The sequence below is a fragment of the Pseudomonas fontis genome (assembly GCF_028656955.1).
Lineage (GTDB): Bacteria > Pseudomonadota > Gammaproteobacteria > Pseudomonadales > Pseudomonadaceae > Aquipseudomonas > Aquipseudomonas fontis.
Window position 1 is genome coordinate 76897 of the sequence record NZ_JAMDGY010000104.1, and the last position, 23478, is coordinate 100374.

Consider the following 23478-nt stretch of genomic DNA (forward strand, 5'->3'; position numbering starts at 1 on the left):
GTACTTGGTGCTTCCCGGATCCTTCCCTGCTACGGCAACGTAAGCGACGTGCAACAACCGAGGGCACTGCGGATGAGGTCCTTAGGTAATAGCACAATGCAACTGCAGGCGTAAAAAATATGGTGAGTGCCCCCTAAATGCGGGACGTTGCCAATCCGTGCAGCGTCCCGGCGGCAACCTCGTCGGTCACTGCTATGGCCCCAGATCGATCTCTACTGCATCACCCTTCAAACGTACCGGCCACACCGCCAGCGCCTGCTCCGGGTATTCCAGGCAGGTACCGTCCTGCAGGCGGAAGTGTTGTTTGTAGAGGGGCGCAGCGACTACTCGCTCCCCAGCCAGGCTGCCTACCAAGCCCCGGCCAATCACATTGGCGCCAGACTTCGGGTCACGGTTGTCGAGGGCGAACAGGCGCGCACCTTCCGGCTCATCGGGCAGGTAGAACAGCGCCACCTGGACGCCCTCCAGGCGCGCCACCACCCCGGAATTGGCGACCAGGTCCTGGCGCCCGCAGAGGGGGCGCCAGGCAGGTTGGCGGGCAATTGCTACAGCACTTGTCGGGTTCATCAGACCAGCTCCTGGGTGGTAATCAACGTGAGTTCTTCGGCGCGCACCGGGCGGCGCTGGCCGCGTTCCTTGACGAAATGGATATCCGGATCGCCAGCCTGGTCATTGACGAAGGTGCGGAAGCGCTTGAGCTTCTCCGGGTCTTTCAGGGCATTGGCCCATTCGCATTCATAGCGCTCGACCACCAACTGCATCTGCGCTTCCAATTCGCCAGCCAGGCCCAGGCTGTCTTCGATGATCACTGCCTTGAGGTAATCCAGGCCGCCCTCCAGGCTTTCGCGCCATACCGAGGTGCGCTGCAGCTTGTCGGCCGTGCGGATGTACAGCATCAGGAAGCGGTCGATGTAGCGGATCAGGGTGGCGTCATCAAGGTCGGTGGCAAACAGTTCGGCGTGCCGGGGGCGCATGCCGCCATTGCCGCTGATGTACAGGTTCCAGCCCTTCTCGGTGGCAATCACCCCGACGTCCTTGCTCTGCGCTTCGGCGCATTCGCGGGTGCAACCGGACACCGCGAACTTGAGTTTGTGCGGCGAGCGCAGGCCCTTGTAGCGGTCCTCGATCAACAGGGCCATTTTCACGCTGTCCTGCACGCCATAGCGGCACCAGGTGCTGCCCACGCAACTCTTCACCGTACGCGTGGACTTGCCGTAGGCATGCCCGGTTTCGAAACCGGCGGCAATCAGCTCGGCCCAGATATCCGGCAGTTCGTGCAACTGCGCGCCGAACAGGTCGATACGCTGGCCGCCGGTGATCTTGGTGTAGAGGTCATACTTTTTCGCCACTGCACCGATGGCGATCAAGCCGTCCGGAGTGACCTCGCCACCGGGGATGCGCGGCACCACCGAATAGGTGCCGTTCTTCTGCATGTTGGCCATGAACGTGTCATTGGTGTCCTGCAACGGCACCAGCCAGGGTTCCTGGATCTGCCGGTTCCAGCAGGAGGCGAGAATCGAGCCCACCGTCGGCTTGCACACCGCGCAGCCCAGGTGACCTTTGCCGTGGCGGGCCAGCAACTGCTCAAAGGTCTCGATACCTTCCACCCGCACAATGGAGTAAAGCTCCTGGCGGGTATAGGCGAAGTGCTCGCACAGGCTCTTGTCGACGCTGATGCCACGCGCGGTCAGGGCATGCTCGAACACCTGCTTGAGCAGCCCGGCGCAACCGCCGCAACCGGTCGCAGCGCGGGTCTGCGACTTCAACCCGGCAAGGTCGGTGCAACCGGCGTCAATCGCGCAACAGATCGCCCCCTTGCTGACGTTGTGGCAGGAACACACAGTGGCACTGGCCGGCAAGGCATCCACGCCCAGCGCCGGGGCCGCCTGGCCCAACGGCAGAATCAGGCTGGAGGGGTCGGCCGGCAAGGTGATCGCGTTTTGCACATATTGCAGCAGGGTGTCGAAGTAGCTGTTGTCGCCCACCAGCACCGCGCCCAGGGCGTGCTTGCCATCGGCAGACACCACCAGGCGGCGATAGCTGCCGCTGGCCTCATCGATAAAACGGTAACTGCGTGCGCCGGCCGTCGCGCCATGGGCGTCACCAATCGAGCCGACATCGACACCGAGCAGCTTCAGCTTGGTGGACATGTCCGCACCGACAAAGGCGTCGGCCGGTTCGCCACACAATTGCGCGGCCACGCTGCGGGCCATCTGATAACCCGGCGCCACCAGGCCGAAGACGCTGTCGTTCCACGCGGCACACTCGCCGACGGCATAGATGTGCGGGTCGCTGCTGCGGCACTGGCTGTCGATGGCAATGCCGCCCCGTGCCCCCAGGCCGAGCGCGCACTGCCTGGCCAGGGCGTCCTGGGGCCGGATACCGGCCGAGAAGACAATCAGGTCGGTCTCGAGGAACTCGTCACCGGCAAAGTTCATGCGGTAGCGATACTCACTGCCCGGGGTGATCGACTGGGTGCCACGGGCCAGGTGCACGCCCACCCCCAGCGACTCGATCCGCGCCTTGAGCGCCTGGCCACCCGGCTCATCCAGCTGCACCGGCATCAGCCGTGGGGCGAATTCCACCACATGGGCTTCCAGGCCAAGGGACTTGAGTGCATTGGCGGCCTCCAGGCCGAGCAAGCCGCCCCCGACCACCACCCCGCGCCGGGCGTTCTTCGCAGCGGCCTGAATGGTGTCGAGGTCTGCCAGGGTGCGGTAGACCAGGCGCGAATCGCCCTCCGCGCCTTCGATGGGCGGCACGAAGGGATAGGAACCGGTGGCCAGCACCACCTGTGCATAGGGGAAGCAGCCAGCGGCGGTGATCACCTCGCGCCGCGCGCGGTCGATCTCCAAAACCGGCACGCCCAGGTGCAGGGTCACCCCCGGTGTCTGGTACAGCGTCGCCGCGCCGAGCGCCAGGGATTCGGCATCGCGTCCACTGAAATACTCTGACAGGTGGACACGGTCATACGCACGCCGTGGCTCTTCGCTGAACACATGGATCTGATAGCGCGCCAACGCGCCACGTTCGACCAGTTGCTCAACCACGTGATGGCCGACCATGCCATTGCCGATCACCACCAGGTTTTGCAGATCACTCGCCAACTTGCTGTTCATAGATGTACCTGCCAAAGCCGATCCGGTTATTTCAAAGCAAAAAAAAACGCCTGGAACCAGAAGGTTCCAGGCGCCTTTGCCTGTTCGTGCGGCCGGCCCTTGGGCCTGACACCGTCATTGTCACCCGGGCCTGTGCTGGCCAAACGATCGCCGTTGATCGACGGGGCGTCTCACTCGCTCAGTTGCGGTGAGTTGCTTACACCTATGCAGCGCTTGTGCCAGCTTCAATCGGGCTGGCTCCCCCGCCCCCTGCCGACCCATTAGCGAGCCCGGCCGCGGGGCGTATCAGGGGTTTTTCAGCGGCCTTTGCAACACACCCTGAACACCCCGGCCATGGCGTCCAGCCGTACCAAAACAGTGCGACATTGGCTGCCAAGCCCCAATCTGGCGCCACAACACCCGGCATTTCATGTGCACGCATTGCCCCTCAAACGCAGGGCGATCACCCGTGGCCGGTAGTTTCGCCGCAGTTGGCGCGGGCATTGCTTTGTGTCTGTTCAAGCAAAGGTCGTCAACGTCGATGACCCCACATCACGAACAGCAACAGACACGACAAAGGCGCCGTGCAGCCCCGTTGAAAAACGAAGGGCAGCACGGCGCCTTTGTCGTTTTCCGCCGCCACACAACCCACCGGTGGCGGCGCTGGCGAGGAAGCGCGATGACCGACAGCAACAGCAGCAAAACCGTGCGTAGCGTCTGCCCTTATTGTGGGGTGGGCTGCGGCATTGTCATGCAGGTAGAGAACAACCTGATCGTCAAGGTCACGGGCGACAGGCAGCACCCGAGCAACTTCGGCCGCTTGTGCACCAAGGGCAGCACCTGTGGCCAACCGGTGGCCAACAGCGGGCGGATGGAGCATGCCTTCATGCGTGATGAGCGTCAGCGCGACCCGGTACGGGTCGGCATTGACCAGGCAATCTCTGCCACTGCCGAGCGCCTGCAAGCGGTGATCGACGAGCATGGTCCCGACGCCGTGGCGCTGTATGTCAGTGGCCAGATGTCGCTGGAGGCGCAGTACCTGGCCAACAAGCTGACCAAGGGTTTTTTGCGCAGCCGCCACATCGAATCCAACTCACGGCTTTGCATGGCCAGTGCCAGCAGCGGCTACAAGCAGTCATTGGGTGCCGACGGCCCACCGGGGGCGTACAGCGACTTTGAGCACAGCGATGTATTCCTGGTGATCGGCGCGAACATGGCCGACTGTCACCCCATCCTGTTCCTGCGCCTGCTCGATCGGGTCAAGGCCGGGGCCAAGCTGATCGTGGTCGATCCACGGCGCACCAGTACTGCCGACAAGGCCGACCTGTACCTGCAAATCGCAGCCGGTAGCGACCTGGCCCTGCTCAATGGTTTGCTGCACTTGCTGGTGAAGAACGGCCATACCCGCGCGGATTTCATTGCAGCCTTTACCGAGGGCTGGGAGGTCATGCCGGGCTTTCTCGAGGATTACCCGCCGCAGCGGGTGGCCGAGCTGACCGGGCTTGCCGAAAGCGACATCCGTCAGGCTGCGCAGTGGCTGGGCGAGGCGGCCAACTGGATGAGTTGCTGGACCATGGGCCTCAACCAGAGCGTGCAAGGCACTTGGCACACCAATGCCCTGTGCAACCTGCACCTGGCCACTGGCGCCATCTGCCGCCAGGGCAGCGGCCCTTTCTCGCTGACCGGGCAACCCAACGCCATGGGCGGGCGCGAAATGGGCTACATGGGCCCCGGCCTGCCGGGCCAGCGCTCGGCGCTTGACGCCGCTGACCGTGCGTTCGTCGAGCACCTCTGGGGAATCGCGCCCGACAGCCTGCGCGCTGAAGGTAGCGACGGCACCGTGGCCCTGTTCGAGGCCATGGCCGCCGGTGCAATCAAAGCCTGCTGGATTATCTGCAGCAACCCGGTGGCCAGCGTACCCAACCGGCAGAAGGTCATCGAGGCGCTACAGAACGCCGAGCTGGTGATCACCCAGGACGCCTACCTGGACACTGAAACCAACCGTTACGCCGACATCCTCCTGCCTGGCGCACTGTGGGCGGAAGCCGAGGGGGTGATGATCAATTCCGAGCGCAACCTGACGTTGATGCAGCAGGCCGTGAAACCGCCTGGCGACAGTTTGGCCGATTGGCAGATCATTGCCCGCGTAGCCTGCGCCATGGGCTTTGCCGAGGCCTTCAGCTATGCCAGCGCCGCCGAGGTGTTCGAAGAGATCAAGCGCGCCTGGAACCCCAAGACCGGCTATGACATTCGCGGTGCCAGCTACCCCCGCCTGCGCGAGCAGCCGCTGCAATGGCCCTGCGCTGCACCCGACAGCCCCGCGCGCAACCCGCTGCGCTACCTCAATACCGGCCTCAGCCAACAGCTCACTGTGGCGGCCGACGGCAGCCAGCCGGCCCTGGCCTTTGCCACCGCCAGCGGCAAGGCGCAGTTCTTTGCCCGCCCTCACCTGCCGCCTGCTGAACTGCCTGACGACGCCTTCCCCCTGGTGCTCAATACCGGGCGCCTGCAACACCAATGGCACACGCTGACCAAGACCGGCAAGGTGCCCAGCCTGAACCGGCTCAACCCCGGCCCCATGCTGGAGGTCCATCCCAGCGACGCCGCCCGCCTGGGCATCACCGAAGGCAACAGCGTGGAGATCCGCTCCCGGCGGGGCCTGGCGCGGTTGCCGGCCATCATCAGTGAGCGTGTGCGGCCTGGCAACTGTTTTGCGCCGTTCCACTGGAACGACGTGTTCGGCGAGCACCTCGCGGTCAACGCCATCACCAGTGACGCCGTCGACTCCACGTCCCTGCAACCGGCGTTCAAGTTTTGCGCCGTCAGCCTTCAGGCCATTGCCGCTGAACCACTGTCGCAGCAACACCAACCGTCGCTGGCCGGCACTGCCCCCTCCAGCGCGCAACAGATCGAGGCCTTCGCCCGCGCGCTCAACCTCGACATCCCTGTACAGGTGCAACTGAGCGCGGATGAGCAGGTCTACCTGCAGGGTTACCTGCTCGGCCTGCGCAGTGCTGAGCGTCAACCGCTCGGCGTGCCCACCCTGCCCGCTTGCGCCCCCTTGCCTGCCGACAAGCGCCTGCTGCTGAACGGTCTGCTGGCGGGATTGTTTTCTCGCTCAGACGCGGACGATATTGCCCTCGCCCAGGCGCCCCTGGCCAACTCCACGCACTGGCTGGTGCTCTGGGGTTCGCAGACCGGCAACAGCGAAACCCTCGCGCAGACCCTGGCCCAGCGCCTGAGCAGCGCCGGCCACACTGCCCGCCTGAAAGCCATGGACGAAGCCGGCTTGGACGACCTGAAAAGCGCTGCCGGCGTGCTCCTGGTGACCAGCACCTTTGGCGATGGCGACCCGCCCGACAATGCCAGCGGCTTCTGGAGCGTCTTGCAAGGCGCCGAAACTCAAGCCTTGGCCAACAGCCGCTACAGCGTGCTGGCCCTGGGTGACTCCAGCTACGACCAGTTCTGTGGCTTTGGCCGCAAGCTGGACGAGCGCCTGGCATCGCTGGGTGCCGAACGCTTGCAGGCACGCCTGGAATGCGAGCCGGATGACCAGGTGCCGGCAGAGCGCTGGATGGCGCGTATTTGCGCCGAACTGGCGAGCAGCACGCCGACCACGGCCGCACCCCCTGCCCGCGCAGAAAGCAGCCCTTACAGCCGCCACAGCCCGCTGCGCACCCGGGTGCTGCACAATCAATTGCTCAACGGCCCCGGGGCGGAAAAAGAGACCCGGCATATCGCCTTCGATCTACAGGGCCATGACTTCCCCTACCAGGCCGGCGATGCCCTCGGCATCTGGCCAAGCAATGACCCGCAGTACATCAGCGCCCTGCTCGATACCCTGCAACTGGACGGCACGCTCAGCGTTGAGTTGAAAGACCAGCCCGCCATGCCCCTGCGTGAAGCCTTGCAAGACCACCTGGAGATCGCCCGCATCACGGCGCAGCAGTTGCAGTGGGTCAGCGAGCGGTGTGCCGGTTCGCTGTTGCATACCCTGCTCAGCGACGACAACCCGGCCCCGCTCAAAGGCTGGCTGTGGGGGCGGCAACTGCTCGACCTGTTGCGCGAACACCCGGTCAGCCTCAGCGCCGACGAGTTGGTCGGCCTGCTCAAGCCCTTGCAGCCACGGCTGTACTCGATTTCTTCGAGCCCCAGGGTCAACCCGCACGAGGTACACATCACCCTGTCTACCGTGCGTTATGAGCATGCCCGGCAGCCACGTGGCGGGGTCTGTTCAAGCTTTCTTGCCGACCGCAGTGCAAGCCAGCCGGTGCGCATCTTTCTCCAGCGCTCGACGCACTTTCACCTGCCGCAGGACCCGCAATTGCCGCTGATCATGATTGGCCCAGGCACCGGCATTGGGCCGTTTCGGGCCTTCCTGCAAGAGCGCGAAGCCATGGGCGGAACTGGCAAGAACTGGCTGTTCTTTGGCGAGCAACGGGTACTCAGCGACTTTTATTATCACCAGGAACTGCGCGCCTGGCAGCGCAGCGGCCTGCTCAGCCGGTTGGACACCGCGTTCTCGCGCGATCAGGCCGAGAAAATCTACGTGCAGCAACGCATGCTCGAAGAAGGCGCACAGCTCTGGCGCTGGCTGGAGCAAGGGGCGCATGTCTACGTGTGCGGCGATGCCAGCCGCATGGCCAAGGATGTCGATGCGGTGCTGAAAAAGATCGTCCAGGTACACGGCAGGATGAGCAGCGGCGAGGCGGCCCTGTATGTCAGTGGCATGAGCAAGGAGCGCCGCTACCTGCGCGATGTGTATTGAGCGCCGGCCCGGTGCTCCGGCACGGCTATTGCTCGCTCAGCAACAAAACCGCCCGACCGGCTGCAGCAGCCCGGCCGGGCGGCGACCTTTGGTGGCAGCAGTTTTCAGGAACGACCCTATGAGTGATGGCCTGCTTTCGCACTCCCTGGCCTGGGTGGCGGGCAGCGATGCCCCGGAAAAGAACGTACTCAACCTCGGCTACATGCCGCTGAGCGATTGCGCCTCGGTGGTGGTGGCCGCGACCCAGGGCTTTGCCCAGCCCTACGGCTTGACCCTGAACCTGCACCGTCAGGCCTCCTGGGCGGGCATCAACGACAAGCTGCTCAGCGGCGAGCTGGATGCCGCCCACAGCCTGTACGGCATGATCTACGCCACTCAGCTCGGCATCAGCGGTGCGCCCGCCACCCCCATGGCAGTGCTGATGGGCCTGAACCAGAACGGCCAATGCATCAACTTGTCCCAGCCGCTCAAGGAGCAAGGCGTGACCAGCGCCGGTGCGTTGAAGCAACGCGTGCACCAAAGCGGGACGAAACTTACCTTCGCGCAGACCTTCCCCACTGGCACCCATGCCATGTGGTTGTATTACTGGCTGGCCAGCCAGGGCATTCACCCGTTGCAGGACGTCACCAGCGTGGTGGTGCCGCCGCCGCAAATGCTCGCGCACCTGGCCGCTGGGCGTATCGACGGCTTTTGCGTAGGCGAACCCTGGAGCGCCGACGCGGTGCAACAGGGTCAGGGCTTTACCCTGGCGACCAGCCAGAGTATCTGGCCGGACCACCCGGAGAAGGCCCTGGCGTGTACCCGCGAGTTCGTCGAGCGCTACCCCAATACCGCCCGCACCCTGGTCATGGCCGTGCTCGAAGCCAGCCGCTTTATCGAGCAAAGCCGAGAGAACCGCAGCAGCACGGCGCAACTGCTGAGCGGGCGCGACTACCTCGATGCGCCCCTGGCCAGCATCCAGCCGCGCCTGCTCGGTGACTACCACGACGGGCTGGGCAACCACTGGCACGACGCGCACCCGCTGCGCTTTCACAATCACGGTGCGGCCAATTACCCCTACCTGTCCGATGGCATGTGGTTCATGACCCAGTTCCGCCGCTGGGGCCTGCTGCGAGAAGACCCCGACTACCTCGCGGTGGCCCGCCAGGTGCAGCAACTGCAGCTGTACAACGATGCAGCCACGGCCCTGGACATCGCCGTGCCGAGCCAGCCGATGCGCGCTAGCCAGTTGCTCGATGGCAGCCAGTGGGACGGCCGCGACCCCGCCGGCTATGCGCGCAGCTTTGCGCTGCATGCCCTTGATGATCTCTGACAGGAGCTGGCCGCCATGCTGCGTATCCTGCTGATCAACGACACCTCGAAACGGGTCGGGCGCTTGCGCGCGGCGCTCAGTGAAGCGGGGTTCGAGGTCATCGACGAATCCGGCCTGACCATCGACTTGCCTGCACGGGTCGAAGCGCTGCGCCCGGACGTGGTGTTGATCGATACCGAGTCCCCCAGCCGCGATGTCATGGAGCAAGTGGTGCTGGTGACCCGCGATCAGCCACGGCCGATCGTCATGTTCACCGACGAGCACGATCCTGGGGTAATGCGCCAGGCGATCAAGGCCGGGGTCAGCGCCTATATCGTCGAAGGCATCCACGCCCAACGCTTGCAGCCGATCCTCGATGTGGCCATGGCGCGCTTTGAAAGCGACCAGGTGCTGCGCACCCAGTTGCAGGCCCGCGATCAACAACTGGCGGAGCGCAAGCGGGTGGAGCTGGCCAAGGGCATGCTGATGAAAATGAAGCACTGCAACGAGGAAGAGGCCTATACCCTGATGCGCCGCCAGGCCATGAGCCGGCAGCAGAAGCTGATTCAGGTTGCCGAACAGATCATCGCCATGAACGAGCTGCTCGGCTGAATGCCCCACAACGCAGCAGCCCTGCACCATCAAGGGTCTGCACTGGCGAAAGCAGCGCGCGTCGCCCCCCCGGCAACAGCCTGGAACGCTGGAGCTTGAGCACTCCAGCCCGGCGCAGCAAACACTGGCACACATACTGCTAACAGCAAGGTACAGGTAGCCAACGGCGGTTGCCCCACCACGACAAAGACGTCGCACATCCCATCGCGCAAGCGACCCCGGGATTGCGGCGTCTTTGTGTTTTTGGCCTTGGAAACGAGGCGGTGGCGTGGCCGTTGGCGGTCACCCACCTGCAAGCACACAACCTTCGTTGACTCTTTTTGCAGATGAGGTGCTGGGAATGAACACCAACAGTTTCTGGAAAGCCGGACATACCCCTACGCTGTTTGCCGCCTTCCTGTATTTCGACCTGAGCTTCATGGTCTGGTACCTGCTGGGCCCAATGGCGGTGCAGATCGCCACCGACCTGCAACTGACCACCCAGCAGCGCGGCTTCATGGTGGCCACGCCGATTCTGGCGGGGGCCTTGCTGCGCTTTGCGATGGGCATGCTGGCGGACCAGCTGTCACCGAAAACCGCCGGCATCATTGGCCAGGTGATTGTCATCGTGGCCCTGTTCAGCGCCTGGCAACTGGGCATCCACAGCTATGAGCAGGCGCTGCTGCTCGGCGTATTCCTGGGCATGGCCGGTGCGTCCTTTGCCGTCGCCCTGCCCCTGGCATCGCAGTGGTACCCGGCAGAACACCAGGGCAAAGCCATGGGCATCGCCGGTGCAGGCAACTCCGGCACCGTACTGGCCGCATTGGCTGCGCCGCTGCTGGCGGCGGCCTACGGTTGGAACAATGTGCTCGGGCTGGCGGTCATCCCACTGCTGCTGACCCTTGTAGCCTTCAGCCTGATGGCCCGCAATGCGCCCAACCGCAGCAAGGCGAAATCCATGGCCGACTACTTCAAGGCCCTGGGTGACCGCGACAGCTGGTGGTTCATGTTCTTCTACAGCGTGACCTTCGGCGGCTTCATCGGCCTGGCCAGCGCCCTGCCCGGCTACTTCCACGACCAGTACGCGCTCGACCCGGTAATGGCCGGCTACTACACCGCCGCCTGTGTATTCGGTGGCAGCCTGATGCGCCCGCTGGGCGGCGCGCTGGCTGACCGATTCGGTGGCATTCGCACCCTGCTGGGCATGTATGCCCTGGCGGCCCTGTGCATTGGCGCGGTGGGTTTCAACCTGTCCAGCTCGGTGGCCGCCCTGGCCCTGTTCGTCAGTGCCATGCTCGGCCTGGGCGCCGCCAATGGTGCGGTGTTCCAGCTGGTGCCGCAGCGCTTCAACAAGGAGATCGGGGTGATGACCGGGCTGATCGGCATGGCCGGTGGCATCGGTGGTTTCCTGCTGGCGGCGGGCCTGGGGGCGATCAAGCAGAACACCGGTGACTACCAGCTGGGCCTGTGGTTGTTCGCCAGCCTCGGTGTGGTGGCCTGGTTTGGCCTGCACGGGGTGAAAAGCCGCTGGAGGACCACCTGGGGTTCGGCCGCCTTTACCGCAGCCCGCGTCTGAGTGGTTGGCCATGGCCTTGCAATTGAGCTACGCCGACAGCAGCGGCCGCGGGCCACGCACCGAGAACCAGGACGCCACGCGCCTGGTTGCGCCGGCGCCGTACCTGGCGGGCAGCAAGGGCTACCTGTTTGCCCTGGCCGATGGCGTCAGCCAGTGCGCCGACGGCGGCCTGGCCGCCCGTTCGACCCTGCAAGCATTGGCCCACGACTACTACAGCACCCCGCAAACCTGGACCGTGGCGCAGGCGTTGGACCGCCTGCTGCTGGCGCAGAACCGCTGGTTGCACAGCAACGGTAGCGGTCAGCCGCTGCTCACCACCCTGAGTGCCCTGGTGCTGCGCGGCAGGCACTTCACCCTCGCCCACGTGGGCGACTGCCGGGTGTACCGCTGGTGTGCCGGGCAATTGCAACGCATCAGCCAGGACCATGTCTGGGCCCAGCCGGGCATGCAGCATGTGCTCAAACGCGCCCTTGGCCTGGAGCAGCACGTGGTGGTGGATTACCTGGATGGCGAGCTGCGTGAGGGCGAATGCTTTCTGCTGGTCAGCGACGGCATCTGGGCGACCTTGAGCGAGGTGTCGATCAGCGGCGTGCTGCGCGACGAGCCTGACCTGCAAGGCGCGACCCAGGCGTTGGTGCGCGCCGCCCACCTGGCCGGCAGCCAGGACAACGCCAGCGCCGTGCTGGTGCGCGTCGACGCCCTGGGCGAGCCGGGCGTGTGCGATGACCTGGGCCGGGTCGAGCAATGGCCATTGCCGCCGCCCTTGAAGGCCGGGCAGGTGTTCGAAGGTTGGCAGGTGGACAGTTTGCTCGCCCAGAGCCGGCAATCTCTTGTGTACCGGGTGCGCGATGCCCAGCAACAGCCCTGGCTGCTGAAAACCCTGCCACCCCGGCGCGAGCAGGACAACGCCGCCGGCCAAGCCCTGTTGCTCGAGGAGTGGTTTTTACGGCGGGTCGCGGGGCGCTATTTCCCCCCGGTGCACCCTGGCACCCAGCGTCAGCATTTGTATTACCTGATGCGCGAACTGCCCGGGCAAACCCTTGCCGAGCACGTCAAACAGCATGGGCTGCTGGGCCTCAACCCGTGGCTGGAGCTGGCCACGCGGCTGCTGCGAGCACTGGGCATCCTGCATCGGCGCAATATCCTGCACCGCGACATCAAGCCGGAAAACCTGCTGCTCGGCGCTGACGGCGAACTGCACCTGCTGGACTTTGGCCTGGCGTACTGCCCGGGCTTGTCCAGCGCAGCCCATGGCGAGCTGCCCGGCACACCCGGCTATATCGCCCCGGAGGCCTACAAGGGCGAACCGCCGAGCGTTGCCCAGGACCTCTACAGCGCAGGCGTCACCTTGTACACGCTGCTGACCGGGCATTACCCGTACGGCGAAATCGAGGCTTTCCAGCGCCCCCGTTTTGGGGTGCCGGTGAGTGCCGGCCGCTATCGCCCGGACCTGCCGGAATGGGTCGCGCAGACCCTGGAAAAAGCGCTCGCCAGTGACCCGGCGCAGCGCTACGAAACCGCCGAGCAGTGGCTGCTGGCCTTGCAGCAGGCGGAGGATCAGCCCCCTGCCCGGCCGCGCCCATTGCTGGAGCGTGAGCCGGTGAAAGTCTGGCGCACGCTGGCCCTGGCTTCATTGTTGTTCAACCTGGCCTTGCTGATGACCTTGCTGCATGGCTGAACTCACTATTCTTGTTGGAGAAACGCAGATGCCTGGAAAAGTCTGGTTGGTGGGTGCGGGCCCGGGTGACCCCGAGCTGTTGACCCTGAAGGCCGTGCGTGCCTTGCGGGCGGCAGACGTGGTGATGATCGACGACCTGGTCAACCCCGCGGTGCTGGAGCATTGCCCGCTGGCGCGCGTGCTCGCCGTTGGCAAGCGCGGCGGTTGCCGCTCGACGCCACAGGCCTTTATCCATCGGTTGATGCTGCGCTATGCCCGCCAGGGCAAATGTGTGGTGCGCCTCAAAGGCGGCGACCCGTGCATTTTCGGGCGTGGCAGTGAAGAGGCCGAATGGCTGGGTGGCCATGGCATTGAAGTGGAACTGGTCAACGGTATTACCGCAGGCCTGGCGGGCGCCACCCAATGCGGCATCCCCCTGACCTTGCGCGGGGTAGCCCGTGGCGTGACGCTGGTCACGGCCCATACCCAGGACGACAGCCCGCTCAATTGGCAGGCCTTGGCGCAGAGCGGTACCACCCTGGTGGTGTACATGGGCGTTGCCAAGCTCGACATGGTACGTGAGGCATTGTTGGCGGGCGGCATGGGCGCCGGGACCCCGGTCGCGATGATCGAAAACGCCTCACTGGCGCATCAACGCCAGTGCCGCAGCAGCCTTGCGCAGATGACGGAAGCGGCCCAGGCCTTCGGGCTGAAAAGCCCGGCGGTGTTGGTAATTGGCGAGGTGGTCGAGTCTGGGGCGCTGACGCGCAGGGAGCTTAAGGAAGTCATGGCCATTCCGTTGACTGAGCGAGTGTCGCCACGTTAGCACTCAGGATTACCTGGCGTCATGTGATGCCCGGGGTGACCTGCCGTTCAGAACCAGGCCACCCCGCAAGCACCCTTCAATCACTCACGCCCTGAACGCGGGCGCCGCCAAGGGCTGATCAGCGCTGGGAATCCAGCACCTCGTTGTCGTTCACCACCTGCTGGGCCTTCAGGTAGCTCTCGATCAGCAACTGATAGTGCGGGAACACGGCGCTGTAGGCTTCGGCCCATTGCGCGGCGTCCGGGCGGTTCCAGGTGCGCTGCACTTCCGAGCACACCGCAGCGGTGTCCATCGGCACCACGCCGGCCTGTACGACACGCGCCAGGGTGATCTCCTGGGCCATCTTCGAATAAGTGCCCGAGGCATCGATCACCGCGAAGACCTTGTAGCCGGCATTGACTGCGGCAATCGCCGGGAAGGCCATGCACACGCTGGTGATGGTGCCAGCGATGATCAGGGTCTTTTTACCCGTCTTCTCCACGGCCGCGACGAACTCCGGGTTGTCCCAGGCGTTGATCTCGCCCTTGCGTGCCACGTACTGGGCATGCGGCGCGGCTTGGTGGATCTCCGGGATCAGCGGGCCATTGGGCCCCTGCGGGACAGAGGCCGTGGTAATCACCGGGATGTTCGCCAGGGTGGCGATTTTTGCCAGGGTGATGGCGTTGTTGCGCAGTTCAGTCATGGGCATGTCCTTGACCGTCTGGAACAGCCCGCTCTGATGGTCGATCAGCAACATCGCGGTGTCGTCCGGGTCGATCACCGGGCGCTGGCCGTTGAAGTTGGCAATCTGGTTGAAGTTGCTCATGTTGGTGTCTCCTCGAGCGGCATCCTTGCCGAGTGGCCCGCTGATCCCTGTGCGGGCGTTGTTTCTGGCTGCAGGTCGCTGCAGCCAGGGGGATGTTTAACGGGGCCTCTATCTAAGCCGACCTTGCTAAATCGATGGAGAACACGATAGATCTGCAACAATGCTGCGGGTAGTCTGTAAAAATTGCCTTCAGTGTTCTATTTGGAGAACAACGCAGTGGATGACCTCAACGATTTCTACTACTTCGCGCAGGTGGTCGAGCACGGCGGCTTCACCCCTGCCGGCCGAGCGCTGGACTTGCCCAAGTCGAAACTGAGCCGGCGCATTGCGCTGCTTGAGGAGCGCATGGGGGTGCGCCTGATCCAGCGTTCCACCCGGCATTTTTCGGTAACGGAAATCGGCCAGGTGTTCTACCGGCACTGCACGGCCATGCTGGTGGAGGCTGCGGCGGCCACTGAAGCGGTTGAGCGCCACCGTTCAGAGCCCAGGGGCGTGGTGCGCTTGAGCTGCCCGACCGCGCTGCTGAACTTCTGGGTTGGCCCGATGCTGGCGGAGTTCATGATGGCCTACCCGTTGATCGAGCTGCATGTGGAGAGCAGCAATCGCCAGGTGGATTTGATCCAGGAAGGCATCGACGTCGCCCTGCGGGTACGCTTCCCGCCGCTGGAGAGCAGCGACCTGGTGATGAAGGTCCTGGGGGAAAGCCAGCAATGCGTCGTGGGTGCGCCGCAGTTGCTCCAGCAACTGCCGCAACACCCCACGCCTGCCGAGGTGGCCGCGTTGCCGACCCTGCACTGGGGCTCGCCGCAACACGTTTACCAATGGCAGTTAGATGGGCCGGCGGGTGCCAGCGCGCAGGTCGCGCATAGCCCCCGGCTGGTGACCGATGACCTGATCGCATTGCGCCAGGCTGCCCTGATCGGGGCAGGTGCGGTGCATCTGCCATCAGTCGTGGTAAAGGACGACCTGAGCAGCGGCCGCCTGGTCAACCTGTTGCCCGAGTGGCTGCCGCGTACCGGCATCGTCCACGCCGTGTTCCCTTCCCGGCGCGGTTTGCTGCCTTCGGTGCGCGCGCTGCTGGATTTTCTCGGCGAGGCGTTCGTGAGAAGCGATATGGCCTGAGCGCGGCGAGTCGCGGGCTGTCAGGCATCAACGCGGAAACAACAGCGTCACCGCGAAACGAAAGCCCCAGCCGTGCGGACCATCCTCGGGGCTGTCGAGCCAGTAACGGGGCCCGGCTTGTACCGTCACGGGGTGCCCATCGACCTTGAACAACTGCGTGACCGTCAGGTTCACCGGCACCGACCATTCGCGCGCTTGCCAGTCGTAGGTCGACTCCGAGTTGATCCCATAAGTGGTCAGGGACGACGTGGTGTAGGAGAGGAATGGTTGCAGGAATGTCTGGTTGACCTTGGCCTTGTCATGGTCCGGGCTGCCCTCCAGGCCCCAGAGGTGGTTGGCCAGTACGCCGCGGGTCCAGCCATTTGATTGCTTCAACGCCACCGCCGTCGGGCCGAGCCCCCATTGCTCATTGCCCAGTAGCTCATCACTTGCGGTGGGGATCAACAGGGCCGGGCCGGCGCCCAGTATCCAGCCGCTGTCTGTCGGCTTTTTCGGCGAGAAGAAAAAGCTTTGCGTGATATCCCCGACCCCGGACTTGTCTGCCGCGCCATCGGGTGCCAGGCCATGCTGGTTGATCACCGGCAGGATCGTCCGGGAGATCAGGTTCCAGTCTTCATTCAAGGTAAAGGGCAGCACGGGTTGAATGTTGGTCACGCTGTGCATGCCGTCGCCGCTGGGCCCGATTTTCTGGTCCCAGTTGTATTGCACGGGCAGGCTGTACATCGCCGCCACCGGGTTGAGCGCCTGCTTGGCCAGCTCGGCCGCATCATCGGCGTGTGCGGCGGGCAGGACGCCCAGTACGGCGCCCAGCGCCACGCTATCGATTGACCACCGTTGGTATGCAGCCATTGTTTGCCACCTGCTTAATCTTGTATTGGCAGAAACTCCCGGGAATACAGCAGAGCTGTCTTGGCCGCTGAAGGGGCCAACGCGGCTCATGGGCAGGACCAATGAAGCTTAGGCAATGTGGGTGGGTGTGCAATTTTCAGGGACGAACGAGCTGCTTACGCAATCCTCGGTTGCTGACTAGGCGACATCAATGACTACTTTGCCAATCACCTTGCCTGCCTCCAATGCATCATGTGCAGCATGTGCTTCAGAGAGTTTGTAATGCTGTTCATCAAGTAATGGCTTGAGCTTGCCTGCTTCGGCCAGCTTGGTTGCTTCGCGCAAAATATCACCATGGTGAGCACGGCCTTCCCCGCCAAGCATTGGCAGCAACACAAAAATGCCGGAAAGGGTCACGCAACGCAGGGAACCAGGTGCCAGGTTGTGGCTACCGAATGCATAACAGCTCAACACATGCCCATACGGGCGCACAGCTACCAGCGAATCATCCAGGGTCTGACCGCCTACCGTGTCGTACACCAGGTCAAAGCCCACACCGTTGGCGTGTTGAGCCACGTAGTCCGCTACCGAGCTGGTTTGATAGTCGATTGCGGTGGCTCCGAAGGACTCAACGATTTCACGTTTTTTCGCGCTAGCCGTGGCAAAGACGTTCGCACCGAAGGCCTTGGCTATTTGTATGGCCACATGCCCAACACCACCAGCACCACCCTGTACCAGAACGCTCTGGCCTGCTTTGACACCTGCTCGATCGACCAAACCTTCCCAGGCCGTCAGGAACACCAGCGGAAGCGCTGCGGCTTCACGCATGCTGAGGTTTTTCGGTTTGATGGCAATCAAGTCCGCATCAACCACAGCGTATTCGGCAAGTGAGCCTGGCAAGCCACGCACACCACCGGTAAGACCATACACCTCATCGCCTTTCTTGAAGGCGCTAACCCCTGCACCCACTTCTTCCACCACACCGGCCAGGTCAGTACCCAGAATTGCCGGCAGCTCAGGCATGGCATACGGAGCCGCCCCGGTGCGGATCTTGAAATCAATTGGGTTAACGCCGCTGGCGATGATGCGTACGAGTACCTTGCCAGCATCTACAGTGGGGCGAGGCACTTGGGTTTCGGTGAACGTGCCGCTGGCATAGTCATGGAGAACCAGGGCGCGCATCGTGGTTTGAGTGGTCATGTCCAATTTCCTCGAAAAGATGTACGGGAGCGACAGCAGAAAGTGCTTGAGGTAAGGTTGAGCCACAAGGGTCTATTTGTCGATTAGGCACTGTTTTGAAACCTAGGCACCTTTAGGTAACCATGAAAACTCCAAACGTACGCAATCCGGGCACCCCACTGGTTATTTGTGAAACCTGCCCTCCGCGCCGCATCCATGCGCTGCTGACGCCTAAATGGACTTCCATGGTGATATACGTGCTGAGTTTTGGCCCGCTTCGCACAGGCCAACTACAGCGAAGCATGCCGGGCATCTCCAAGAAGATGCTCACGCAAACGCTCCGTGAGCTGGAGGGGGACAAGCTGATAGATCGCAAGGTTTTCCAGGTGGTCCCACCGATGGTGGAATACTCACTCACTGACTTTGGCCTGCGTTTTGTGGAGCCATTGATGGCCCTGTATGACTGGGCAGAAGCCAATGCGCAGATTCTTGATGAGCTGGAGCGAAACAGAGAGCACGCATTGCAAAGCGAACTGCCGAAGGTCGCCAGTTAAGCCTGTGTGTCGCCTGGCCTCTGGCCGACATCGATCGGTCTCAATGGCAGACAGGCAAGATACTCACCTTGGTCGCCTCCGCCGCCGACGTTTCTATAAGTACGGGCTTATCAGACATTTCCGAAACTTGTCGATACGCGCTGGGTAGCCTTGAAACCCCTCCTGAACACCGCTACTCTCCCGTCGTCGCTGCAAATTCAGCGATCAGGTTTGGTCACCTGCGTTAATCAAGGCGCACAAGCGTCCCTATCCGATTCAGTGGCGCTTTTTTAGTGTCTGCTGTTTCGTGTTATGGCGGCTGTGCGCGGGGCGCCTTCGTGCGCGCCGGGTTCCTTGATTCCCGGTTGACCAACCTGCGTACAGTCGCCACCCATCGTTTGGTCACGTACGTGGCGGCTCCGTCAATCAAGGAGCAACACAATGATAAAAATCGTTCCTGATCCACCCCTCGCCTACACCCTCCCCGCGTCAGCAAGCTTCGGCTCCTGCGATGGCAGTCATCCTCCCCTGTTTGCCATTCAACCTGGTGTCGATATCGAAGACGCGCTGGTACATGTCTCTGTTCTGCTCAGGGCTGCGTATGAGATCAATACGCAGGTTGTCGAGAAGACGGATGAGAGTACCCGGGAGTTTTTATGGGGGTCTCAGCAATTGCTGGAAATGGCGAAGTCTTTGACCCTTGCAGTGCTGGATGGGATAGAGGCGCGTTAAATGTCGGTGTAGTTTAGGGCCGCAGGTGCGGCCCGTTTGAGTTTTTGAGTAGAGTCGAGGGTTTGTAAATAGCGGTTGTGGGCGTCAGTCTGGCTCGTGAACCTTAATCCTAGCCAGGCTCTGCTTGACTATGCTCGACGCTCTCCCCGGTCACCTCCAAAACTGCGGACATTGTTCATCGAGCCGCGTGCCCGACTTCACCCGGCGCATGCTCAGAGAATTTTCGGAATCACCGGCGACGGCGTCCAAGGACTGATCGCCCTGCAGACTTGCCAAGCGTATGGCAGAGAAGTATCTGTGATGACTGGTGTCGTCCGATTGCTGCACGTCACAAATGGCAGTTAATGGCCGAAACGGTAAGCCTCAATGATAGACAGCTAAATTAGCGTTACTTATTGTCAGTCAGAAGCAACTAGCTAGACAGCGCCCGTTTGGGCAAGTAGTGTACAAGTGAATCATTGTCCAAGTAGGGTTCGCTCATGATTTCCATGGCTGTTCAAGAAGAAGTTCGGGGCCGCTTACGCCGCGCGGAGAACGAGCACGATGCAAAAATTTTGTTAGCGGTTGAGTCAGGAAGTCGCGCGTGGGGGTTCGCCTCACCCAATAGCGACTACGATGCGCGCTTCATCTACGTGAACAAACCCGACTGGTATCTCTCTGTCGGTCTCGAGGAGTTACGCGACGTCATCGAATATCCCATCATCGACGACATGGACATCAACGGCTGGGATCTACGAAAGGCACTTAGGTTATTTTGGAAGTCCAACCCAGGCTTTGTGGAATGGGTACAGTCGCCGATTATTTACGAACACACTGGGTCCTTTCACGAACGGGCCAAGGAATTGCTACCGCTGGTGTACTCTATAGAAAGTGGTATCTACCACTATCGCAGCATGGCCAAAACCAACTACAGAGGGTATTTACAAACCCCTAACGTCCCTCTGAAAAAATACTTCTATGTACTACGCCCATTGCTGTCCGTGCGCTGGCTAGAGCAATTTAAAACACCTGCTCCCATAGAGTTTGACACGCTGCGCACAGTTATCGAAGGAGAACCCGAGTTCCAACGGGCTCTTGATGACTTACTCATAACAAAACGCTCGTCTCCGGAAATGGGATTGTCGCCCCAAATCATACCGATCCAGAAATTCATTGAACGCGAACTCAATAGACTTGAGCTCATCAAACCGACCCGTAGCGAACGCAAAGAAGTTGAGGGATTACTTTCCGAACTGTTTCGTTCTGTGCTCAAAGAAACCTGGTGATGATACGTTGTACCTGAGCAGAGCCCCCCAGAGCACGCCATCTAGGATCAGGCGGTCGCTAAAGCGGGGCCGCCCTCTACCGTAGGTTTCGCTATTGATCGGGGAGCGCCTGGGGAGACAGCATGCTACAAAAACTGACAATCGTGGAATCAACAAATGTTCTAAGATTGTATTTTTTCAACGGCGCGGCATCGTTGATTCTGGCTTCAATAAGGGTGCGTACTTCGAGCCAAAAGCCCAACTCTAGCTCAAGTTCATTACTCCCTCGATTGTGCCTTAAGCGGTCCAAAACATATCGTTCCAAGGCGATTTCCGAGAACTCCGAGATGGCGATATTTGAACCGTCCAACAGCGCCTGCACAAAGCGCTCCGCGTCAACCTTAGTGAAAAATTCTGTGTGCCGGTGCTCTGTAAGCAACAGTGCTATGAGCACCCCGCGATCACCGTTTGATGCGGCCTCGTAAAACGTAGCCAACTTATTTGAGGCAAGGTGCTGTGAGCGCTCACTCTGCGCAAGCGTATAGGCACGCGCATGGGTATTTAAGAACTGTTCGTAGGCCTCGGAAAGCTCTGGAATTTTCGTCAAATGAGTAATCTCGTACCGACTGAATTCATCGAGCTTACAGGTCTTCCATGTGTCGCAGGATTGATATTTTTCAGTGTAGGACTTTAAGCTGTGGGCAAGCTCTGAAAAAACCACCTCACTCAAGTCGTTCGCGATAAATTTAGCCAATAAATCCACCTTCCTTAGATAGGTCGCCGGAAGGTCATCTTCTTGAGCTAGCACTTCAACCGCCAACCTACTTGCCAACGCTCTAAAACTCTCTTCCTCTAGGTTTTGAAAGCCATGGAGCTGAGTCAATACATCCAGCTCCGGCGTTATCGGCACGACAAAAAGTGACAGCGCCCTTGAGAGGGTATTGATATTTGAGTAATCACAACTAAATAGGGCTTCCGCCCAAAAACTCTCTCTAAGCACGGGGTGTTCGAGCGGAAAGTATTTTTTCGTGAACGATGAATCTGGTTGAAGCACAGTACCAGACAGAAGTGTTTTTCTGTCCAATGCCGCACACTTCACTTCCATACTGAGCGCAAAGAAAGTTTTTGCAAGGGTGTTCCCATACTGCTCACTGGTGCGGAACTCCGCATCCAGAACCTCATACATCTGAGAAAAGTCGTCAATCGCCTGCTTAAGTGACCGGAGGTTTCTGCAGCTTGAGGCAGCGTACATTTCCAAGATGATTTTTTTAAATGACCCAATACGTTCTGCGTCACCTTCAAGAAATGAATCAATGACGGCTTCAGGGTCATGCCCAACCTCAAATGTTTTACAAATTGCTTTTTCCTTGAATTTTCTATAGCTATCCCCGCAATTCTTTTCAAGCTCCACCTCATTAGCAATAAGAATTGTCTTTATCTTGCAGGTTTCCACAATATGATTAATGTAACCGAGCAGTTTCTGAATATCAATTTCAGTGCGCTCAAGATCATCCAAAATTAGAGCAAAATCGGTCCTGCCACTGATCAGTAAATTGAATATATTTAGTTTGTCTGCGCTTGCCGAAAGGGAGACGTCCGGACTACTGTCACCCAGCACATCCAGCTTAACCAAGGCCGCCACTTTCTTAACGGAACCCCCCAGCAATTTTAATGCCTTTGAGTCCATGACGGGGTGAAAAGCCCCCAGCATGCGATCCTCGATCTCTGAGAGAGTACTCAGCCCAAACAGGCTGACTTTAATAAGCTTGAGTTTCTCTGAGCTTTGGCGCTTGATAAAGTTGTCAATAAAATGTGTCTTTCCGCACCCCCACCCTCCTGTGAGTAATATGGCCTGATCCGATTTTTCACGAGCCAAGTAGAGTTTCAAATTGGTTTCGATGTTTTGGTTGATCGAATCAGTCACACTTAACTTTCCTATGTTTGTCGGGTGGCTATGACAGCCTAACCTAGCGTCAGCAAATACAGGTAGAATCCTCTTGCTGAAGCTGTGTTGATTCAGTTGCTAAAGTCGAGGTATTTCCTCTTGGAAATCGATCTGTCAGTGCTGTTGCCAACGGCAAAAAGAGCACTAGCAATCCAAACCTTAGCGCTTTACAAAACCCTCTTTTTTATCGCCAAACGCGCGCCCCAAAAACTCACTAACCAACGCCACAACCTGCCCCTGAATCACCTCCCGCGAACGCCCCCCTTGCCCATCCTGACAAATGATCCCGTCGCCCGGCATATCCTCTTCAAGCAGCTCCACCGCCCCAGGCTTGCACTGCGACAAGAAGCTGAAATGGCTGGCGTCACTGATCTCGACATAACGGCTTGAAGCCGCCGGCAGGCGCTTGCTCAGGTTGGCGGACTCCAGCTCGGCAGGCAGGTCCTGCGACGGCACCCCCGCCGCAATCACCAGCGTCGGCACCGGCAGGGCTGCCAGGCTTTCATCGGTCATCCCTCGCGACAGGCCCAAGTCCAGGGTCACGATCGCCGTCACACGCTTATCCCGCCAATCAGCCGCCAGCTCAGTCTTCAATGCAGGGGTACTGGCAGCGTTCATCGTTTGGTAAACGTTGCAACTGGACAACTGCGCGTGCACTTTGCAGTCACGGGCAAAACGCTCCGGGTCGAAACGCGCGCCGGCGACCTCCAAGGCCGTCCAGCCACCTAGTGAATGCCCCACCACGGCAATGCGCGGCGCTGCCACCACGCCATATTTTTCAGGCTGGCCGGTGACCGCGTCAATCACCCGGCTCACATCGACCGGCCGCTGCCACAGCTGCGCCGCCGCTTGTGGGCTGCGGTCGTGCGTTGTCGAACCGGGGTGGTTGAGCGCCGCGACAATGTAACCCTGCCGGGCCAGCGCGCTCGCCAGCCACATCTGGTTGCTCCAGTTGCCTCGGTAACCATGGGAGAGCACCACCAACGGATGCTCACCCGCCGTCGGAGGCGCGTCGCGAACAACAGAGGCACCGACAAATGCGACGTCATCGGCAATCAGCTGTGCGCCGGCAGTCGTGGCGCTGGGGTACCAGACCACCATGTCCAGCGCACGCCCATTGCGCGCGTCCGCCAGGGTAGTGGACTGGAAGCCGACGGTGGGCGCGTCAGCCCATGCGTTGGCGGTCAGGCAGGCAAGAAGCAAAGCGCCGAATGCTGTTTTCAATGTCGTTATCTTCCTTGATCAGACTGCCGGCATTAAAGCCCACATCCGCACCGACATGC

At 61.2% G+C, this 23478-nt stretch carries 17 protein-coding genes; 10 read left to right on the forward strand and 7 right to left on the reverse strand.

What is annotated here, in order from left to right; genetic code table 11:
- Window positions 1-192: 192 nt before the first annotated feature.
- Window positions 193-567, reverse strand: coding sequence for a nitrite reductase small subunit NirD (nirD, locus tag M5G11_RS24740; protein WP_273912800.1), 375 nt, complete (start codon window positions 565-567; stop codon window positions 193-195).
- Entirely contained in the window at window positions 567-3119 is a 2553-nt protein-coding gene (nirB, locus tag M5G11_RS24745; RefSeq protein ID WP_273912799.1) for a nitrite reductase large subunit NirB, read from the reverse strand. Before nirB ends, nirD begins: the two co-directional genes overlap by 1 nt.
- 658 nt (window positions 3120-3777) lie before the next feature.
- On the opposite strand from nirB, the gene M5G11_RS24750 reads away from it, so the two are divergent.
- The 6 genes from M5G11_RS24750 (at window position 3778) to cobA (ending at window position 13807) form a co-directional block, all read left to right on the forward strand.
- Complete coding sequence (locus M5G11_RS24750) at window positions 3778-7866, forward strand: bifunctional nitrate reductase/sulfite reductase flavoprotein subunit alpha (RefSeq protein ID WP_273912798.1); 4089 nt, start codon at window positions 3778-3780, stop codon at window positions 7864-7866.
- 118 nt (window positions 7867-7984) lie between these two features.
- Window positions 7985-9178: a CmpA/NrtA family ABC transporter substrate-binding protein gene (locus M5G11_RS24755; RefSeq protein ID WP_273912797.1), complete on the forward strand. Its 1194-nt coding sequence runs from the start codon at window positions 7985-7987 to the stop codon at window positions 9176-9178.
- Window positions 9179-9193: 15 nt separating this feature from the next.
- Complete coding sequence (locus M5G11_RS24760; protein ID WP_273912796.1) at window positions 9194-9769, forward strand: ANTAR domain-containing response regulator; 576 nt, start codon at window positions 9194-9196, stop codon at window positions 9767-9769.
- A gap of 340 nt (window positions 9770-10109) precedes the next feature.
- On the forward strand, window positions 10110-11324 hold the full coding sequence (locus M5G11_RS24765) for a nitrate/nitrite transporter (protein ID WP_273912795.1): 1215 nt from the start codon (window positions 10110-10112) through the stop codon (window positions 11322-11324).
- Window positions 11325-11334: 10 nt separating this feature from the next.
- Entirely contained in the window at window positions 11335-13002 is a 1668-nt protein-coding gene (locus tag M5G11_RS24770; RefSeq protein ID WP_273912794.1) for a bifunctional protein-serine/threonine kinase/phosphatase, read from the forward strand.
- A 28-nt stretch (window positions 13003-13030) separates the two neighbouring features.
- Window positions 13031-13807: a uroporphyrinogen-III C-methyltransferase gene (cobA, locus tag M5G11_RS24775; protein WP_273912793.1), complete on the forward strand. Its 777-nt coding sequence runs from the start codon at window positions 13031-13033 to the stop codon at window positions 13805-13807.
- A gap of 118 nt (window positions 13808-13925) precedes the next feature.
- On the opposite strand, the gene M5G11_RS24780 is transcribed toward cobA, so the two are convergent.
- A complete protein-coding gene (locus M5G11_RS24780; RefSeq protein ID WP_273912792.1) occupies window positions 13926-14612 on the reverse strand; it encodes a hydrolase in 687 nt (228 codons plus the stop codon).
- A gap of 216 nt (window positions 14613-14828) precedes the next feature.
- Between M5G11_RS24780 and M5G11_RS24785 the strand changes: the two genes are divergently transcribed.
- Complete coding sequence (locus M5G11_RS24785) at window positions 14829-15734, forward strand: LysR family transcriptional regulator (protein ID WP_273912791.1); 906 nt, start codon at window positions 14829-14831, stop codon at window positions 15732-15734.
- Window positions 15735-15761: 27 nt separating this feature from the next.
- Here M5G11_RS24785 and M5G11_RS24790 read toward each other — a convergent pair whose 3' ends face one another.
- The gene (locus M5G11_RS24790; protein ID WP_273912790.1) at window positions 15762-16583 is read right to left on the reverse strand and encodes a transporter; all 822 of its coding nucleotides are present in this window, start codon (window positions 16581-16583) and stop codon (window positions 15762-15764) included.
- 177 nt (window positions 16584-16760) lie between these two features.
- Window positions 16761-17762 (reverse strand): zinc-dependent alcohol dehydrogenase family protein, encoded by a 1002-nt coding sequence (locus M5G11_RS24795; RefSeq protein WP_273912789.1) that lies wholly within the window; start codon window positions 17760-17762, stop codon window positions 16761-16763.
- A 122-nt stretch (window positions 17763-17884) separates the two neighbouring features.
- On the opposite strand from M5G11_RS24795, the gene M5G11_RS24800 reads away from it, so the two are divergent.
- The 3 genes from M5G11_RS24800 to M5G11_RS24810 all read left to right on the forward strand — a co-directional run bounded on the left by M5G11_RS24800 (window position 17885) and on the right by M5G11_RS24810 (window position 20271).
- Entirely contained in the window at window positions 17885-18295 is a 411-nt protein-coding gene (locus M5G11_RS24800) for a winged helix-turn-helix transcriptional regulator (RefSeq protein WP_273912788.1), read from the forward strand.
- A gap of 420 nt (window positions 18296-18715) precedes the next feature.
- Window positions 18716-19006: a DUF3077 domain-containing protein gene (locus M5G11_RS24805; RefSeq protein ID WP_273912787.1), complete on the forward strand. Its 291-nt coding sequence runs from the start codon at window positions 18716-18718 to the stop codon at window positions 19004-19006.
- Between the two features lie 488 nt (window positions 19007-19494).
- Window positions 19495-20271 (forward strand): nucleotidyltransferase domain-containing protein, encoded by a 777-nt coding sequence (locus M5G11_RS24810; protein WP_273912786.1) that lies wholly within the window; start codon window positions 19495-19497, stop codon window positions 20269-20271.
- A gap of 91 nt (window positions 20272-20362) precedes the next feature.
- Here M5G11_RS24810 and M5G11_RS24815 read toward each other — a convergent pair whose 3' ends face one another.
- On the reverse strand, window positions 20363-22270 hold the full coding sequence (locus tag M5G11_RS24815) for a P-loop NTPase fold protein (protein ID WP_337994929.1): 1908 nt from the start codon (window positions 22268-22270) through the stop codon (window positions 20363-20365).
- Window positions 22271-22354: 84 nt separating this feature from the next.
- Window positions 22355-23419, reverse strand: a complete 1065-nt coding sequence (locus M5G11_RS24820; protein ID WP_273912785.1) for an alpha/beta hydrolase family protein — start codon at window positions 23417-23419, stop codon at window positions 22355-22357.
- Window positions 23420-23478 lie beyond the last annotated feature (59 nt).